17 protein-coding genes are annotated in these 18,343 nt (G+C 43.2%); 8 read left to right on the forward strand and 9 right to left on the reverse strand.

The annotated features are described in order from the left end of the window. Positions 1-44 precede the first annotated feature (44 nt). Positions 45-812 carry an ABC transporter ATP-binding protein gene (locus M595_RS09200; protein WP_023065881.1) on the forward strand — a complete coding sequence of 256 codons (768 nt, stop codon included), beginning with the start codon at positions 45-47 and terminating at the stop codon, positions 810-812. Between the two features lie 33 nt (positions 813-845). On the opposite strand, the gene M595_RS09205 is transcribed toward M595_RS09200, so the two are convergent. Further along, positions 846-1,595, reverse strand: coding sequence for a response regulator transcription factor (locus M595_RS09205; protein ID WP_040483833.1), 750 nt, complete (start codon positions 1,593-1,595; stop codon positions 846-848). A 600-nt stretch (positions 1,596-2,195) separates the two neighbouring features. On the opposite strand from M595_RS09205, the gene M595_RS09210 reads away from it, so the two are divergent. Continuing rightward, positions 2,196-2,450: a DUF6761 family protein gene (locus tag M595_RS09210; RefSeq protein WP_023065855.1), complete on the forward strand. Its 255-nt coding sequence runs from the start codon at positions 2,196-2,198 to the stop codon at positions 2,448-2,450. Between the two features lie 127 nt (positions 2,451-2,577). Here M595_RS09210 and grxD read toward each other — a convergent pair whose 3' ends face one another. From grxD to M595_RS09225, 3 genes are all read right to left on the reverse strand, one after another. Beyond that, the gene (gene grxD, locus M595_RS09215; protein WP_023065887.1) at positions 2,578-2,901 is read right to left on the reverse strand and encodes a Grx4 family monothiol glutaredoxin; all 324 of its coding nucleotides are present in this window, start codon (positions 2,899-2,901) and stop codon (positions 2,578-2,580) included. A 114-nt stretch (positions 2,902-3,015) separates the two neighbouring features. Beyond that, positions 3,016-3,276: a BolA family protein gene (locus M595_RS09220; RefSeq protein WP_023065849.1), complete on the reverse strand. Its 261-nt coding sequence runs from the start codon at positions 3,274-3,276 to the stop codon at positions 3,016-3,018. A gap of 44 nt (positions 3,277-3,320) precedes the next feature. Then, entirely contained in the window at positions 3,321-3,986 is a 666-nt protein-coding gene (locus M595_RS09225) for a hypothetical protein (protein ID WP_023065846.1), read from the reverse strand. 221 nt (positions 3,987-4,207) lie between these two features. On the opposite strand from M595_RS09225, the gene M595_RS09230 reads away from it, so the two are divergent. Both M595_RS09230 and argJ read left to right on the forward strand, forming a co-directional pair. Then, on the forward strand, positions 4,208-6,331 hold the full coding sequence (locus tag M595_RS09230; RefSeq protein ID WP_040483834.1) for a S8 family serine peptidase: 2,124 nt from the start codon (positions 4,208-4,210) through the stop codon (positions 6,329-6,331). Between the two features lie 214 nt (positions 6,332-6,545). Then, positions 6,546-7,787 carry a bifunctional ornithine acetyltransferase/N-acetylglutamate synthase gene (gene argJ / locus M595_RS09235; protein WP_023065931.1) on the forward strand — a complete coding sequence of 414 codons (1,242 nt, stop codon included), beginning with the start codon at positions 6,546-6,548 and terminating at the stop codon, positions 7,785-7,787. Between the two features lie 122 nt (positions 7,788-7,909). Here argJ and M595_RS09240 read toward each other — a convergent pair whose 3' ends face one another. The 3 genes from M595_RS09240 to M595_RS30100 all read right to left on the reverse strand — a co-directional run bounded on the left by M595_RS09240 (position 7,910) and on the right by M595_RS30100 (position 11,781). Beyond that, positions 7,910-10,174 (reverse strand): GumC family protein, encoded by a 2,265-nt coding sequence (locus M595_RS09240; RefSeq protein ID WP_023065906.1) that lies wholly within the window; start codon positions 10,172-10,174, stop codon positions 7,910-7,912. Positions 10,175-10,351: 177 nt separating this feature from the next. Then, the gene (locus M595_RS30095) at positions 10,352-10,849 is read right to left on the reverse strand and encodes an SLBB domain-containing protein (protein ID WP_023065918.1); all 498 of its coding nucleotides are present in this window, start codon (positions 10,847-10,849) and stop codon (positions 10,352-10,354) included. A gap of 47 nt (positions 10,850-10,896) precedes the next feature. Then, a complete protein-coding gene (locus tag M595_RS30100; protein ID WP_023065857.1) occupies positions 10,897-11,781 on the reverse strand; it encodes a polysaccharide biosynthesis/export family protein in 885 nt (294 codons plus the stop codon). 618 nt (positions 11,782-12,399) lie between these two features. Here M595_RS30100 and M595_RS09255 point away from each other — a divergent pair. Together M595_RS09255 and M595_RS09260 are read left to right on the forward strand one after the other, a co-directional pair. Then, complete coding sequence (locus tag M595_RS09255) at positions 12,400-13,605, forward strand: glycosyltransferase family 2 protein (protein WP_023065871.1); 1,206 nt, start codon at positions 12,400-12,402, stop codon at positions 13,603-13,605. Between the two features lie 134 nt (positions 13,606-13,739). Beyond that, positions 13,740-14,948, forward strand: a complete 1,209-nt coding sequence (locus tag M595_RS09260; protein WP_023065929.1) for a glycosyltransferase — start codon at positions 13,740-13,742, stop codon at positions 14,946-14,948. Here the strand turns inward: M595_RS09260 and M595_RS09265 are convergent. After that, positions 14,930-15,400, reverse strand: coding sequence for an SAM-dependent methyltransferase (locus M595_RS09265; protein WP_023065930.1), 471 nt, complete (start codon positions 15,398-15,400; stop codon positions 14,930-14,932). The two genes, M595_RS09260 and M595_RS09265, sit on opposite strands and share 19 nt — an antisense overlap. A 110-nt stretch (positions 15,401-15,510) precedes the next feature. Here M595_RS09265 and M595_RS09270 point away from each other — a divergent pair, with 110 nt between their 5' ends. Then, the gene (locus M595_RS09270) at positions 15,511-16,671 is read left to right on the forward strand and encodes a histidinol-phosphate transaminase (protein WP_023065856.1); all 1,161 of its coding nucleotides are present in this window, start codon (positions 15,511-15,513) and stop codon (positions 16,669-16,671) included. Between the two features lie 284 nt (positions 16,672-16,955). Next, on the forward strand, positions 16,956-17,393 hold the full coding sequence (locus M595_RS09275) for a DUF4332 domain-containing protein (RefSeq protein ID WP_023065851.1): 438 nt from the start codon (positions 16,956-16,958) through the stop codon (positions 17,391-17,393). A gap of 126 nt (positions 17,394-17,519) precedes the next feature. Here M595_RS09275 and M595_RS09280 read toward each other — a convergent pair whose 3' ends face one another. Continuing rightward, the gene (locus tag M595_RS09280) at positions 17,520-18,143 is read right to left on the reverse strand and encodes a TetR/AcrR family transcriptional regulator (RefSeq protein ID WP_023065924.1); all 624 of its coding nucleotides are present in this window, start codon (positions 18,141-18,143) and stop codon (positions 17,520-17,522) included. Positions 18,144-18,343 lie beyond the last annotated feature (200 nt).

Consider the following 18,343-nt stretch of genomic DNA (forward strand, 5'->3'; position numbering starts at 1 on the left):
CGATAATCTAAAGTTGGAAGTGAAGCCAACCTATAGCCACTAACTTGAGTTCTAACCCTCCCTCAAATCCCCAACTGCGGTTAACTAACGTCTCCTTACAATCAAAAATTGGTTTTCAGCCGATCTTGCAGGAGATTTCGCTAGAGGTACAACGAGGCGATCGCATTGCTTTGATTGGAATTTCGGGAGCGGGAAAAACGTCACTGTTGCGGTTATTGAATCGCTTAAATAGTCCCTCAAACGGGGAGATATTTTTTGAAGAAAAAAATTACACGCAGATTCCGGTTGTTCAACTCCGACAACAAATCACCTTCGTTTTATCCGACTCCAAACTATTAGGAATGACGGTGCGAGAGGCGATTTCCTATCCTCTCCAGTTGCGGGGTTTATCTGAGGATGATATTAGTCAACAGTTAACCCAATGGACAGAACGTTTAGAGATTCCCTCTGATTGGTTAAATCGAACAGAAGTGCAACTATCAACGGGACAACGCCAAAAAATAGCAATCGCCCGAGCATTAGTGATTCAACCGCAAATTTTATTACTGGATGAACCAATAACGGCGTTAGATGTTGCTAGTCAGAAAAAGATACTCAACATTTTACAAACATTAAGCAGCGATGGGATGACCGTAATTTTTGCGACTCATCACCTCGATCTAATTCAAGACTGGGGAAATCGATTATGGTATTTATTACAAGGAAAATTAGTTCAAGATTATCCAACTCGACAGATAGACTGGCAAGCTTTAAAACAGCAATTGATGATCACTCAACAACAGGATATCCAGGAGTGGGAATCAGAAGATTAACTAAGATTTTACTGACTGTTCAATCCACTCAAATTAACTGCTAGCTCTGACTGGTATTGTCGGAGGTTTGCCATTCATTCGAGGATTCCAAGAATCAGGCTTTAGCATTTCCAAATTGAGCCGATATCCGACGTTTCTTACGGTTTGAATCAGAATGGGTTGGCGAGGGTCTACTTCCACTTTTTTCCGCAATGATAAAACGTGAGTATCAATGGTACGTGGATTATCAATCGAGTCTGGCCAAGCCCGTCGCAGTAGTTCCGAACGACTCAGAGGTTCTCCGTCCGCTTGAGCTAAAACATACAGTAAGCTATATTCTTGAGGGGTTAATTCAATCAGTTGTCCGCGTAGTCTTACCCGACGCTGCACTAAATCAATTTTGAGAATGCCATAGTCTAAACTTGCAGGGGGAGCAGCAGTATGAGTGCGTCGCATCAGAGCTTCAGTCCGAGCTAAAAACTCTTGCATTCCAAAAGGTTTTGTTAAATAATCATCAGCCCCCGCTTTCAAACCTCGGACAATATCGGCTTCTGTTTTCCGAGAAGACAGCATTAAAATCAATGACTGTTGCTGTCGGAGCCAACGACAAAATTCTAAAGCGTTTCCCCCAGGCAATTCAACATCGAGAATGACCAAATTGGGTTGATGAGTATGGAATATCTCTCTGGCATGGTGAAAATCGGCTGACTGCCAAACGGAGTAGCCAACTTGTTGTAAATGCCAACCCAACAGTGATCTTAAATGAGGATTTCCTTCAATAATAGAAATGCAAACAGATCCCACGAGTGTTTAGTTATCCTTATTATTATTGGATTACAGGTTAACAGAGCCAATCCGATATATTTTGTAACCGATGTTACCCTCAATCAAGTTCTTATTTATCTGGGAACTTTCTGTATTTTATGTCGCGTAAATAACATTATTCGGATCTCAACCCATTGAGTCAGAATCAGACTCTTGACAGACAGGTTATGATCACAATAGAAAGACTCAATCAACCGGAGTCGGTTAACCTGTCCTTTAAATCATCTAGTTGTGAACCCTTTTAAAGCCTAACTTAACTCGCATCTATCGAGTGTTCTGCCTTTGACACTGATTATTGGAGTGATACAAGTAGAGTTGAACTGACTAGCGTAGCTTATAGCACAACTCTCCTATTGAGATTGACGAAGCTCAGGGTTGATGCTTCGGTGTCGAGGACATAAATCCATTCAAGAGCTTCATATTTAAGGGTAATTCCCCCGATACTGAGAAGATTGAGCTAAAATCTAAAATCTAAAAGGCTTGGATGCAGGAAATTGGCCCAAAATGAGGAAAATCTCCCGTTAAATCGTCCAGTCCTATCATTGACTTTCTGCCCACACTCTAAATACATTGGTAACTATGCTGCAAGACGCTCCTACTATTCGCCACTATCAAAAGCTGACCGACTCCCTAGTCGAAATGTGGAATCGTGGTTATCGCTATGATGATTTAAGAATGTATATCGATGGTTATTTAGCGGCTCTGAGACATTCCAGCGTCTTAGAACCCCATTTAGTACATCGTTTAGAGGAAGAAACGTTTCGATATCTCAATGACCCCTCTAACTTTGAGATGGCGATGCCGATGGTTCAGCCTGAAGTTGACTACTATTAGCCAGGCTAGCATGAGTCTGAGGATTTTTCGATGATCTCAGACTCAGTGAAGCCGACTCTTGAAGGGCGGGAGTCGGCTCAGAAGGTAAAGGCGTGCCTAAAATGTGAAAACAGCCTTTTAGCTAGTCTTATGATGCGAGAGCCACCTCAACCATTTGTTGTAACTCGCCCTTTTGATACAGTTCGATCACCACATCAGATCCACCCACAAATTCACCATTGATATAAACTTGGGGAATCGTGGGCCAACTTGAGTATTCTTTGATTCCTTGACGAATATCAGGATCTTCTAAGACATCACAAGTTTCAAAGGGAACACCTAAGCTATTTAAAATCCCCACAACATTGTTAGAGAAGCCACACATGGGCATCAACTTAGTGCCTTTGATAAACACGAAAATTTTCTGGCTATTGACCATGTTGTCAATTCTAGCTTGTAGTTCTGGAGTCATTGTTTTTCCTGAAGTAGCTGAGAGCAATCGTTTTTGAGAAAGAAAATTAAGACACTTGGGTTAGGGATTCTTTCTCCTCAATACCTAACCGCTCAGATCACTGTTAGATATTAATTAAGCGACTTGGTTAGCTTTTTCCCACTCTGAGGGAGTGTAGGTTTTTAAGGCCAGAGCATGGATCACTTCTGTATCCATCGCCTCTTTCACTGCACTATAAACCATTTGATGCTGTTTAACCAGCGTTTTTCCCTCAAACTCAGAAGAAACCACAACCGCCTGAAGGTGATCGCCACCTCCTGTCAAATCTTGAACCTGAACCATAGAACCTGGCAATTTCGATTGAATCATTGCCTCGACCTGACCTAAAGTGAGCATACACTTTCTCAATAGACGACCGTATGCTTTATTTTATCTAAAAATTACTGAGCAGAAGACGTCGATTGTTCAGTCGGTTCACCTCCGGGTAGAGGAGAATCCACAAATCCCAACTCCAACAACTGCTGATAAGCCTTCTTCCCTAAGTCCCGAGTCGGGGCTTGAGAACGAATAATTTGAATCAACAAAGGCACTGCAAGTTCCGGTTGATTTTGAGCGCGATGCACTAAAGCCAGTTGATAAGTCGCATCATCCCGCATCTGAGCCGTCTGTCGAGCATTATTACGATGTTGATCCGCAACGCGGTTATCAATTCCTGAAAAGCTAGTCGCTAACTGTTGATAAAAATTAGACAACTGATTAAAAACCTGACGAGCTTCTTGTAATTTGGTGGCCGCTTCAGTGTAATTTTCTCTAGCAACAGCTTGGCTAGCTTCTTCCAGCAAACGCTTACCACCCTGTATACTCAGAAAACTATCCTCTAATGCCAGAGGACGCATCTCATTGGGGTCCATGGGCTGAACTCCTTCACCTGAAACCGGATTAGAAAATTCGACAGATTCATCCATCGTTGAACTCTCATCTAGGTTTTCTGGCAGAGACTCCTGAGCCAGAACATTGATCGGCATCAACATCATCCCGATCGCCCAAACCCAAACAGACCAATGGGCTGTAAAGCGGAGAGGGTAGACAGTTGCGGAAGATTCCATGGCTGAGTGAGCGCGATCGCGCAACGGCAAGTGAATAAGTTTAAAGAATTTTATCATTTTAGCTTCCCATTTTAAGATTTTTTTAGATTGTCTACGCTCAACCCGCACAAGTTATAGTTTTGAGTGGCTCCGGATTTTCTCCAACGCCAACCGCTAACCATCCAGATTCCATCAGTCTAGGTGGTGAATGAGAATTTAGGTTTAAAAAAGGTTACTTCATTATGACATCACCGGAGAACTCATTGAATATCAGCACCCGAGAACACCAAGGCATAGGAGTTTCAGAAGAAAAGATCGGTTCGATTTTACAGCGAGGAGGCGAAGAACTGAGCGTTGAGAAACTGCCCAATCGCTTCACCGTGCAACTGTCTATGGATGGACGAGTCTTAGAGGATTTCTCACGAGGCGCAATTCCGATGGTTTATACCAGCAACACTCTCCCGGAACTAGAAGAAATCGAAGTCGCCCCCGATCAACTTGATCAAGCCATGGAACTGGTGCGACAGTCCGATAAAGTCGCCTTTGCCAGTCATGTCTACCGAGTAGACAACGATCCGGGTATGGTCTTTTACCTCAGCGATCAAGTGACGATTCAATTTGATGAGTCTGTAGAGGAGGCGAAACGCAACTCAATCGCCTCTGCTGTCGGCTTAGAATACCTCAAACCAGTAGACGGAGTGAATAACGCTTTTGTTTATCGAGTCACTTCCAAAGCGAGTGAAAATCCAATCAAGATTTCTAATTATCTCAAGTGGAATCCGGAAGTTTTAATCGCTGAACCCAATATTATCGTCCGTTCTCAATCCTACTATCGCCCAGGCGATTCGCTCTACACCAAACAATGGTATCTCAATCATAATGGCGGTTCTTCCCAACTCGGCGTTAACTCTCATATTGGTGTCGAACAAGCTTGGGATATTACCCGAGGCGTGAGATCTATCGTGATTGCGATCGCTGATGATTCTGTAGACTTAAATCATCCCGACTTTCAAGGCATGGGTAAAATTGTCGCCCCCCTCGACTTGAAAGGCCGTGATCTGCTTCCCATGCCGGAGGCCGCCTCTGATAATCATGGTACAGCTTGTGCTGGAGTCGCCCTCGCCGAAGAAAATGGTCGCGGAGTTGTGGGGGTTGCGCCCGGTTGTGCATTAATGGCAATTCGGACAACGGGTTATCTTGATGATGAATCTGTTGAACAAATTTTTAACTGGGCGATTCAAAGAGGTGCGTCGGTGGTTTCCTGTAGTTGGGGGGCAAGTGCTGTCTATTTTCCCCTATCCCTGCGACAAAGTGCTGCAATGACCAAAGCCGCTAAACAAGGGCGCAAGGGTAAAGGGTGTGTGATTATCTTCGCGGCAGGAAACGCTAACCGTCCGATTAATGGTCTTCTTAATGAACAAGGCTGGCCAAATGATGTGATTAAAGGTCAGGTTAAATGGTTAGCCGGATTTGCAGTTCACCCTGATGTGATTGCAGTTTCAGCTTGTAATAGTCTTAATAAAAAGTCAGCTTATAGTAACTGGGGAACCGGAATTTCTGTCTGTGCGCCCAGTAATAACGCCCCTCCCGGAATGTGGCTACCCGAAACCGGATACATTGGTACTCCCCCGACCATTCGGACTTCTTTGCAAGGGTTAGGAGTGTTTACCACCGATCGCATGGGTGCCGCAGGTTATGACCAATCAGATTTTACCCCCTATTTTGGGGGAACTTCTAGTGCTACGCCTGTTGTCGCTGGAGTGGCGGCTTTAGTCTTGTCCGCGAACCCCGATCTCACCGCTCAAGAAGTCCGACGCATTCTCGAACAAACAGCCGATAAAGTGATTGATCCTGACCCCGATCCACAATTAGGGGTTCGTCTGGGAAGTTATGATCGAAATGGTTATTCTCAGTGGTTTGGCTATGGTAAAGTGAATGCTTATCAAGCCGTGAGAATGGCACAAAGTCAACGAGTAACTTTTCAAAAACCTTCTCGGCGTCTGGTCGAAACCAATAATCGAACCCTGGAAATTCCCGATGATCAGCCTCAAGGCATTAAAAGCTCGATCGTCATTTCTGAAACCTCTCCCCTGCAAGATATTCAAGTCACCTTAGAAATCGAACATAGCTTTTTGGGAGATCTTGAGGTGTGGTTGGTAGCACCGAATGGGGAGAAAGTGTTACTCCAAAATCGGATGTTGGGTCGTCAAACGCAGTTACAAAAGACTTATTCACTGCAAACAACACCCTATTTAAGGCAGTTTCTTAATCTTTCACCTCAAGGGAGTTGGCAACTGTTGGTGATTGACTGCGCCCCCGGAAATATCGGGCAATTAAAACAGTGGAAGCTCGATTTAGGGCTGTAGATGATTCTTCAATCACCGAAAACAAGGGCAGTTCATAAATTGCCCCGACTAATTCCTGATCAAAAGTCGTGAGGTCAAAATTTCCCCAACTCCTCCTCTCCCCAACTTCCAAAGGGCGACTAAAAGCCTATTGCCTTTAGGCAGAGGTAGGTTACAATAAAGGGCTTGAAACGCTAATTACCTCTGTAGAAAGTGACAGGGGGGAGGGTAAATCATGTCAGATTGGACTGAGATTTCAGGGGGTATAACCGCACCCAGAGGATATCAAGCCTCCGGTATCGTTGCGGGATTAAAACCATCGGGCGCACCCGATTTGGCATTAATCTTGTCAGATGTCGATGCGATCGCCGCCGGAGTCTTTACAACCTCGCAAGTCCGAGCAGCCTGTGTCGATTATTGTCGTCAACAACTACAAGCTCGATCTAGTGCGAGGGCGATTTTATGTAATGCGGGACAGGCAAATGCGGCGACCGGAGAACAGGGTTGGCTCGATGCCGTCGAAAGCTCCGAAGTCTTAGCTAAGGCCTTGAATATCGCACCAGAATCGGTCTTACTGGCTTCGACAGGGGTAATCGGTCAACGCATAAAAATGGATGCCCTCAAAGCCGCTATTCCGCAGTTAGTGGCACAAGCTTCAGAGTCGGGAGGAGAAGCCGCATCCCGTGCCATTATTACCACCGATTTAGTCACAAAATCCATTGCTTTAGAAACAACGTTTGGCGATCGCCCTGTTCGGATTGGGGGAATTTCTAAAGGGTCTGGAATGATTCATCCCAATATGGCGACGATGCTAGGGTTTGTCACTTGTGATGCGGCCGTTTCACCCCCGTTATGGCAAGAAATGTTAAGTCGAGCCACTAATCGCAGTTTTAATCAGATTACCGTTGATGGTGATACCAGCACCAACGATACTTTGATTGCATTGGCTAATGGTCAATCTCGTACTCCTGCAATTACAGGGAAAGGGCCAGAAGCCGATCAACTTGAAGCTATGCTCACCGCAGTTTGTGAACATTTAGCCAAAGCGATCGCTCGCGATGGTGAAGGAGCGACTTGTTTGATTGAAGTGCAAGTCAGTGGCGCTCCCGATGAACCTGATGCTCGTCAAGTGGCGAAAACGATTGTCGGATCATCACTGGTGAAATCAGCAATTTTTGGCCATGATCCCAATTGGGGAAGAATTGCCGCCGCTGCCGGACGGGCCGGGGTCAACTTTAAGCAAGAAGATCTACGGATTCAATTGGGAGAGTTTGTTCTGATGGAAAAGGGTCAACCTTTACCGTTTGATCGAGCCGCAGCCAGTCAGTATTTGACACAAGCATCGGCGGGAGAATATCTCAAAAGTGATACTGTTTTAATTCAAGTCAAGTTAGGAAATGGTTCAGGCGTAGGGAAAGCTTGGGGATGTGATTTGAGTTATGACTATGTGAAGATTAATGCCGAATACACGACCTAACCTCTCAAGTCTATTGTGAAGATGGCTACCCTGATGTTTTCTTAAATTAAGTTCAATGTTTCATCAGGAAGTCAGGACTTTCTATTGTTGCGGTTTCACCGATAACTCGCTGAAAGTCAGACTTAGATCAACGGTTCCATCTCTTCTGTTGTGTTCTGAACAGAAATTGTCTGTGCTAAGTAAGGAGCATTTTTACGGTCGGAGTAACGCTGGGTATGGTTAGCCACCACACCTAAACAGGGGAGATGAAACTTATTGAGTTGAGCGAGTACATTTTCAGTCACAGATTGATGGGTTTTGGCAATTCCGACCACCATAATCAAACCATCGAGATGTCCGGTGAGAAAAGTTGCATCGGTATAGTCTTTTAACTGAGGTGTATCGTAAATTACCAGGTCAAATGTCTTCTGAAGTTCATCGACGATATGCCGCATCTGAGCTGACCCTAAAAGTTTAATTGCTGCGGCGGTTGGCACTCCCGCAGTTAAGGCAAATAGGTTATCTGCCATTGCCGACTGTTGAATCAGAATACTCGGAGCAATGCGGCTATCAGTCAGAAGATTGCTGAGTCCTTTTTGGTTGGGTAAACCTAAGCTTTGATGGAGTTGCGGATGACGTAAGTTAGCATCAACAATTAATACTTTTTGACCCATACTCGCAATGGTTTGAGCCAGATGTAAAGCTACCATGGATTTTCCATCTCCAGACTCAGCCGAACAAACTGCTAAGGAACGTATTGGAGAATCTCCATAGAGAAAGCGGATATTTGCATAAAGCGCATCAAAAGCATCCATAAATTGAGAGAGCTTTTGTTGAGAACTCCCAAATAAGCTCAGAGTAGATTGTCGTTTCTGGCGGGGAATAATCCCTAAAATCGGCTGCTTGATCGCATCCTTGAGATCATCAATGCTGTAGAAAATATTGTGGAGTTTCTCGATTAAAAGAGCCAGAGCCAATCCCACCGCTAAACCGCCACCTAGACCCATAATTAACTTTTTCGATCCCCCATCACTTTCACCTTCTGTAACTTGAGGTTGAGAAATTACTTCCCAAGGAACGTTATCTTGAGCCGTGTCTAGGAGCAGTCTTTCTCGCTGTTCGAGCAGTCGCCTGAGGTTTCCATTGGCGAGTTCAAGTTGTTGTTGTAATTCTGCATATCGACGAGAAATACTCGGGAAAACTACCGCTTGTTGCTCTAACTGGGATTGAGATTGCTCTAATCCAGCTAAACGAACTTCGAGCATTTGGATTTGATTGCTGACTTCCACAAGCTGTCCAATCAGTTGCTGACGAATTGAACTTTGAAATCCTAAAACTGAAGAACTTGGCGAAATTGTTGAGGAATTTTCACCTAAAACTCTTTGGGTTTCTTGATCTAGTAATTGCTGAATATTGGCTCGTTGTTGCAGGAGTAATTGCATCTCCGGCGTATTATTATTATAAACCGCAGACTGTTTAGCAATTTCGTTTTCAATTCCTGCTAAACTGGCTAATAATTGAGTTCGGTTAGGAGCTTCACTCAAGCTCGAAGCCGCAATCGCTTCATCGGGGGTTAAATTCAGTTTAGCTTGCAGATTATTGTACTGAGTTGTTAATTCTTGAAGTTGTCTTTGAGTTTCATTTCGTTGAGCCTCAAGTTGGCGAATTTGTTCATAGAGTTCTTCTCCCCGAGTTTGGGGATTAAAGAGTTGATAATCTTGTTGCAAGTTTTGGAGTTGATTTTGATAGCTATTCACCCGTTTTTCTAAGTCCGGGAGTTGAGTATCAATATATTTTATCCCTTCGCGAAGACCACTACTGCGCTCCTCTACACTATATGTCAAATACCGTTCAGCCGTTTCTTGTAAGACTAGCTCAATCAAACCCGGATCTAAGCCTTCGTATTTAATTTCTAGAATTTTAGTTATATCAAATCTCCTGTTTTCTCCAATTAAACGCTCAACGACTAAGTTCTTTTGAATTTTTTTCAGATTAAAGTCTGGATATTGCGTTTGAACCTTCGCAACAATTTCATCTAAAACTTCTGGACTTTGCAAAATCTCTAGCTGAGTGGGATAATCTAAATTAAATAAATTATCGTTGGGGTTTCCTTGGGTGCGGTTAAGGGTTAAAGGATCAGTCAACTTATCGGTTGAAGTCACAGGTTCAACCAACATCTGAAAATTGCCCACGTAAGTTGGAGGTGGGTCTTCAATAAACCTGTTGGCTGCAATGGTGGCAATTCCAGCTACCCCAGCAATCAAAATAATTTTTCGCTGAACGGTTCTTAACACTGGGCCTAAACTCAACCCGCCGCCAGTCGAAGAAGCTGTCAACTCCTCCGTCTCATCGGCAAATTGTGAACCCTTTAGATCATCTGAGTCAATTGCTACAGTATCGCGCTGCATAATTACCTAGAACTTTAAATAGTCTTACTCTATCTTAATCATTGAGCATTTGAATGACAGCATCAAAGGATGCAGGTTGGAAGCTTGAGATTCCCAAAGCTCCCCACAATCTTGCGGGGATTACCCATTACAATTCAAAGCGTCTCTCAATAAAAACTTTCTCATCAAACCGAATAATTAATTACCTCCAAATAATCTCAAAACTGCACCTAGAGTGATAATATCCCTTACAGGTCTAAAAAATTCTGATGTGGCATCTCCAAAACGACTTAAACCTGATCGGCTAACCACAACAATATCGTTATTCCGTAAGATCGGATTATTTTGATCGTTGATTCCTTGGGCTAGATCAATAGTAAGATTCTCCTGAGTCACTGAACCATCCGGATTTAGGCGAATTAATTCTACCTCTTGTTTACGAGCGCGAATACTATCAAATCCCCCTGCTGCGAGTATAGCCTGATTGAGAGGCGTATTAGGAGGAACTTGCAAAATACCGGGGTCTACCACCTCTCCAACGACATTAACATTAATCGTTTCTGGTGAGAAACTGGCAGTTGCTAAAGCTTCTACTTCCTCTGGATCTATCTCTGAAGCTGTCGGAATTACAATTGTATCCCCTTCTTGCAGAAAAGGATCTTGATTGATATCACCAGACTGAAGCAGTTCCCACAAATTAATCTCAGTCGTTTGTAAGCCTGTTCTTGTAATTCGACGAACTTCTACATTCCGAATATCGGCTGAGTTGGTAATTCCTCCCGCAATTTGAATCGCTTGGGTCTCTTCCGATCTGGATTGGAGTTATCATTTTCTGCACTTACCGTGTAAGCTCCCGGACGAAATACTTGGCCAACGACAACCACTTGTAACGGTTCATTTTCTGCTGAAACCAAACCCGATGAAACAATTTGACGAATCTGGGAGGAATCAATACTCACTGCTGTCGGAACATAAATACTATCCCCATCGAGTAAAATTGGGTCTTGGTTCAAACTTCCCTGTTCTAGCAACTCTTGTAGGTTTAAGGTCACGACTGAACCATTGGGTGTCGTCCGTCGAAGCTGAATACGACTTAAATCGGCCGCCTTTGTTAAACCTCCAGCCAACTGAATCGCTTGTGTGACTCGGGGAAGTTGTCCATCACCCCCCCCTGCTTGACCTGGAACTCCCGCCATCCGATAAGACCCCGGACGCTTCACTTCTCCTGAAATCGCAATCTGTACTGGACGAAATTCAATCAAACTCAGAGTGATTACAGGCTGTTTCAATAAAGCACGATATCGCTCAGAGATGCGGGCTTGGGCTTGGGGTAACGTCAGTCCTTGTACTGGAACCGTACCAATTCCGGGTAAGTTCAGTGTTCCATCCGTTGAAACCAGATACTCCCCGCTATACTTTTCAACTCCAAATACATCCAACCGCAGTCGATCACCAGTACCCAGATTATAGGTACTATCGAGTTGGGGTAACTCTGTCGCATTCGGAGTCTGATTTACGGGAGGAATCAACGGTCGATTTTGGGCAAAAACGGGTAATTGTAGATTCAGACTGAGAATCGTATATAGGGTTAAGTTGGTGACAGATATCCCAATCGATTGGATTTGCATTGTTCTTCGTTTCAAAAAATAATTTGAAGTCTACACCCCTATTTTTACTAAATTAGGCTTTGACCTGTTGATACACGTCCAAATTAAATCGTCGGTCAATCATTCTGCACATCTGCTGAACTAATATCAGCCTCACTCTGAAATCTGACAGAGACATCAGGCAGTCCTCACTTTATAATGAATTTCTATCGAATCCAGTATAATCCTTCTCTTTAGTGATCGTCAGCCCTTTGTTGTGGTATTTCTACAGTGTCAGTTACAGCAATCTTCTGACCCGGAGCGATCGCATCTGGATTAATCTAGAATTTAACTGAGCTACTTTTGCGATCCTATCAAGCTTAGACTCCCACGAGGGAAAGACTGTGTAAAATTTTTTCGAGTTTATTAAAGTTTTTGTAAAGTTCTACTATTCGCCACTTCAATCGGTGATTCGGGGGCAGGAGAGTTAAAATTATACGGGCCAGCATTTCCAAAAGTTAGACCTAGATCTATCGATTTATAGAGACAAAAAATGTGAACTTTATTATACAATTTAAGATTCCGGACAAAAATTTATCTTGTCATCACCAATTTGACCTGATAAAATTTTAAGAGATAGGCGGAAATTAGAGGTCAAGTATGAGCGGATTCTTAATTCTTTTTATTTTGGGAATAGCGCTAGGATTAGCCATTCCAATTTTGGTCTTTGTTTTTGAATGTATTTTCGCTGTCTTTCCTGACTTATCTAAAGATTCATCCCTAAATAACTTCCAGCCACGAGTGACAATTTTAATTCCAGCTCATAATGAAGAATTGGGAATTATAGCTACAATTAAATCTTTATTACCTCAATTAAAAAACCAGGATAAAATAATCGTAATTGCCGATAACTGTACCGATAAAACAGCCGACATTGCCCGTCAAACCGGAGTCACCGTTTTAGAACGTCAAAACCCCGATCAACGCGGAAAAGGTTACGCTTTAGACTATGGTTTGCGCTTCTTAGAAACTGATCCGCCCGATGTTTTAGTGATGGTTGATGCCGATAGTAGAGTCGAACCGGGAACCCTAGAACAAATTACTCAAAAAGCGATCGCTACCGGAAGACCCGTACAAGCTTTATACTTAATGGAAATTCCCGATCAACCTACACCCAAAGACTCGATCTCAGCCTTAGCCTTTTTAGTCAAAAATCAAGTTCGTCCTCAAGGACTTGAACGCCTCAATTTCCCTTGTGCTTTAACTGGAACGGGAATGGCTTTTCCCTGGTCAATTTTGCGTCAAATCAGCGTTGCCAGTGGTAATATTGTCGAAGATATGCAGCTTGGTGTCGATTTAGCGATCGCAGGTCATCCGCCTTTATACTGTCCCCAAGGGCGAGTCACAGGTATTCTCCCTCAACAGCAACAAGCCGCTACCAAACAAAGAACCCGTTGGGAACATGGCCATCTCCAAACCATCCTAACTCAAGTTCCACGACTCCTAAAAGCCTCCCTTCAGCAAAAACGTCTCGACTTATTGGTAATGGCTTTAGACCTGTTTGTACCGCCTCTGTCCTTGCTGGTGATGCTATGGTTAGGGATAACAGTTATTAGTACAATCGTCGGAATTTTGGGTTTATCTTGGCAACCTGCTATTTTCAATAGTATTACAGGTGGACTAATGCTAGTAGCAATTGTAGCAGCTTGGGCAAAATACGGTCGAGAGCGAATTTCAGGCTGGACTTTACTCAGTGTACCTGTGTATATCCTCTGGAAAATTCCGCTTTATTTCGGTTTTCTTGTTAAACGGGAGAAAGAATGGGTAAGAACGGAACGAGATCAAGTCGGGGCTAATTTAAAGTAGGGATGGGTTCTATTTCCTCATCAACAATATTGACGGGTCTACCAAACTCCTGACTGATTAATTGTGATTAGGGAACAGTTAATATTTCCCCCTCTTCCGAAATCTCACCCCTGAAACCTGTCACTTTTAAAACCATGAAAATTGCCTATCTTGTTAACCAATATCCTAAAGTTAGCCATAGCTTCATTCGTCGGGAAATCTTGGCGGTTGAAGCCACAGGAATTGAAGTTCAGAGATTTTCTGTTCGTTCTTTAGAAAGTCAATTAGTAGACGAAGCGGATAAACAGGAATTTACCAAAACTCGATTTATTCTCAAAGTGGGAGCAATCGGTTTATTTTTAAGTGTATTGTGGGGAATTGTCACTCGTCCCTTTCGTTTCTTTTCCGCCCTCAGACTCGCTTTCCAAGTCGGTCAAAAATCTGAACGGGGTATCCTGTATCATCTGATCTATCTGGCAGAAGCCTGTGTGATGTTACGATGGGTTTTAGAGTCACAGGTTGAACATATTCACGTTCACTTTGGGACAAATTCCACCACTGTTGCGATGTTTTGTCACGCTTTAGGAGGGCCAACTTATAGCTTTACTGTTCATGGCCCTGAAGAATTTGATCAACCTCAAGCCATTAATTTAACCGAAAAAATCAATCGAGCTAGTTTTGTTGTCGCTATTAGTTCTTTTGGAAAAAGTCAACTGTATCGCTGGTGTGACTATAAACAATGGTCTAAAATTCAGGTGGTTCGCTGCGGAGTTGATAATCTGTTTCTAGAGCAACCTCACGTTCCCATTCCCGATGAACCGCGCTTAGTTTGTATCGGACGTCTGAGCGAACAAAAAGGTCATTTAGTCCTCCTTGAAGCGGTTAGTCAACTTGCAGCCCAAGGAATTCAATTTAAGCTGGTATTTGTCGGAGATGGGCCATTTCGCCAACGAATGGAAACTCTGATCGCTCAACTCAATCTCAAAGATTACATTGAAATTACAGGTTGGGCAACCAATACACAAGTTCGAGAACAAATTTTAGCCGCTCAAGCCCTCGTTTTACCGAGTTTTGCAGAAGGACTCCCGGTGGTGTTGATGGAAGCGCTGGCTCTAGGACGTCCGGCTTTAACCACTTATATTGCTGGAATTCCGGAATTGGTTGAACCGAATAAAAGCGGTTGGCTGGTTCCATCCGGTTCGACTGAAGCACTGACAGCAGGGCTGAAAACTGTTTTACAAACTCCTCGTGAACAACTTGAAGAAATGGGTCAATCTGGAGCAGAACAAGTTGCTAATCAGCATAATATTACCACAGAAGCCAACAAGTTAGCCGAATTATTTCGTCAGGTTTGCCAAAAATAAAAGGTTGATTCTTCTTCTGCGCCTTTAATATGAAACTGCTGATCAGGTTTCCAGTCTCCGATCTCAAAATCTCGTGAAATAATACGAGTTCCCGGTTGGAGTTGGTCAAACTGAGGTTTGAGTTTGAGGTTGAGGTGAGGTAATAGATAAATATAAACGACTGTTGCTTCCCCAATCTCACTTTCAAACAAATTTTGCAAACGAAACTCTACTCGCTGACTAACTCCGGCTATTTTAGCATTCCGGTTTGCTTCTTCTATTCGTTCTGGATCGATATCGATTCCGACTGCTCTAACACTATAACGCCCGGCCGCAGCGATCGCAATTCGTCCATCTCCACAGCCGAGATCATACAATACATCCTGATTGTTTAACCGGAGTCTATCCAGCATCGCAGTGACTAATTCCGGTGGTGTGGGAAGATAACCAATATCAAGTTTAAGAGAAACCATAAAAATCTAGAGTTTGTCCAATATTCAAGTTACGATTTTGTAGGATTAGAGGATTAGGGGTTAGGATTTAGTCACCTGATACCTGTAACCTATTCACTATTTTTAGCCCTATGCTTCCCTTCATTCGCAATGATCTGGCTCAATTTCAAGCTTATGCTCCTCATCCGGGTGGAGACTCTGGGAGTCCAGTCGCATCTGAGATTATTTTAGATCGTTTAGATACCAACGAATGTCCTTATGATCTCCCCTTGGAGTTAAAACAAAAGCTGGCTTGGGCCTATCAGCATGAAATTGAAACGAATCGTTATCCGGATGGTTCTCATACTACACTAAAAGATGCGATTGTTAATTATGTCAATCGGGGAGTTCCCGATGCTGAAAGCCCTGTTAATTCTACTAATCTTTGTGTAGGAAATGGTTCAGATGAATTAATTCGATCTCTATTAATTGCCACCTGTTTAGGAGGAGAAGGTTCTATTTTAGTGGCAAATCCGACGTTCTCAATGTATGGGATTTTAGCAAAAACGTTAGGAATTCCGGTGGTAAAAATTGGGCGTTGTGAAGACAATTTTGAAATGGACTTAGCCGCCGCTCAAAATGCAATTGAACACCCAGAAAAAGCACCGATTCGAGTTGTATTTGTGGTTCATCCCAATTCCCCAACAGCGAATGCTTTAACAGAAGCCGAAATCAACTGGTTAAAAAGCTTACCCCGAGAAGTTTTAGTCGTGATTGATGAAGCTTATTTTGAGTTTAGTCAAACAACTCTCTTGGGTGAACTTCTTCAACATCCAAATTGGGTAATTTTACGAACTTTTTCTAAGGCGTTTCGGTTGGCGGGGTTACGGGTGGGATATGCGATCGCGCATCCTGATTTTATTGCGATTTTAGAGAAAGTTAGACTTCCTTATAATCTCCCCAGTTTCTCTTTACTTGCGGCTGAATTGGCGTTAAGTTATCAAGACCAGTTATTAACTGTTATTCCTGAAATTCTTGCTCAACGTCGTTTGTTAGTGGATGCAATTATTCAACATCCCCAGTTAAAAGTTTGGCCGAGTAACGCAAATTTTGTTTATGTTCGTCCGAAATCTTTAGAGTCTGAAGATTTGGCTCGCGATACTGATAAAATTCTAGATCAAGTTCTGCAAACACTCAAGTCTCAAGGAACATTAATTCGTCAGACTGGGGGGGGATTACGCATTACTGTAGGGACACCTGAAGAAAATCAGCGGACAATAGAACGGATTAATTTACTTTCAGTCTATCCCTAGAAAAATTGGGGCGGAAACCCCGTCCTGTAGCGAAGAAAAATAGCAAAAACTCATCTAGACAAATTAGATTAAAATTATGCTAATAATTGTAACAAATTCTGGTGTCTTCCTATACCTGAATTTCCGAGAATAGACTGCTACAATAAAGAACCCGCATCACGATCTAAAAGAACTCGGTTCGAGATTTAAAGGTTATGATGCTAAAACTGAACGGACATCAAGAACACATTTGTGAAAGTTGTCTGTTCAGAAATTTGTTGTACTCTAAATTCATCTATGCTCCTATGGCCGTCTCTCCATCCAAACCTCAACGTTCAATACAAGCTTGTGATTGGCCGATTGCTGAACTTCCAGGGTTAACCTCAAACAATCAAAAGCTTCTCAGTCAGAAATGTGAAATTACCACAACGACTGAACTTCTACAAAAAGGCCGCACCCAAGCCCAAAAAATGATGCTCGCAAATGTTTTGCAAACCACCCTACGAGAAGTCAGTAAATGGGTGGCGATGGCTGATTTATCACGAATTCCAAGTGTTGGATGTAAATATTGCGGACTGTTGCTTCATGCCGGAATTGGCTCAGTCACTCAGTTAGCGCAAATGCCTGTTCACCGACTCCACCAACAAGTTCTCCGTCTGCACGTGATCACCTTGCAACGGCGCGATTTGTGTCCGTCTGTAGCCGTGGTGCAACGATGGGTGCAGGAAGCGCAGTCGTTTTAGATCGATAAAAAGGGGCTAACCCAACACATTCGACTTGAGTAAAGCCAAATTTTTCGCGTTTGGGTAGCCCACAATTGATCCGATTTTTTATTCTCTTTTTCCTAACTTTCGCGATCCAAAAATCTCTTAAGAACTGGCTTCTGTATTTAAGACCCCATTGAGAAAAATATCTGCTAAACCTTCGGCAATTTCCTGCATTGCTTTAGGATTTGCTCCGGGTTCAATTAACGTCGTGTAACTAAATCCAGCCACCGCAAACATTCCTAAAAACACCTGAGCGACAATTCGAGGATTCATCGGACGATAAGCCCCTTTTTCCATCGCCGTCTCAAAAAATGCTTCGGCAACATCCGTCATTTTAGCAATCACTTCCGACTGAATGCGATCCCGCAATTCCGGGTGAAATTGAGCCTCTAAAAAGCAAACCCGCATTAAATCCGTATTTTCGTGTAAACTTAACATTCGATGGCGCATCACTTGCGCGACGGCTTTATAACTGCCCATTTCACTCAATTCAGTCAACAAGTCGGTGAGTATTTCAATCCATCCTTCCGTCGCCACTTCAATTAAAATCGCCTTTTTGTTGGGAAAATGGCGGAAGATCGTTCCTTCAGCAATACCCGCCGCCTGTGCTAAATCCCGAGTTGTTGTGCCATCATAACCTTTATGGGCAAATAATCGCTGTGCCGCTTTTAAAATCCGAGCCGAAGTTTCTGTTTCCAACTGAGGAGTATGATTTAAAGTTTTCATCGTTTAATCGTTAAATATCTGATGATTTGTCGAAAGAGAGATTTGGAACCGTTATCAGTGGCGGTAAGTCTAGATCGCATGATACCGTTCCCACATTCAGCCAATGGGTTCTGTATTCTCAAAGCCTGAGTTTGCTGTATTAGCCTATCATTTGTGATTGAGCAAATTGCTTAAATGACAAAACTCTTCATGCTTTGAAT

Source organism: Lyngbya aestuarii BL J (genome assembly GCF_000478195.2).
In the GTDB taxonomy this organism is placed as follows: domain Bacteria; phylum Cyanobacteriota; class Cyanobacteriia; order Cyanobacteriales; family Microcoleaceae; genus Capilliphycus; species Capilliphycus aestuarii.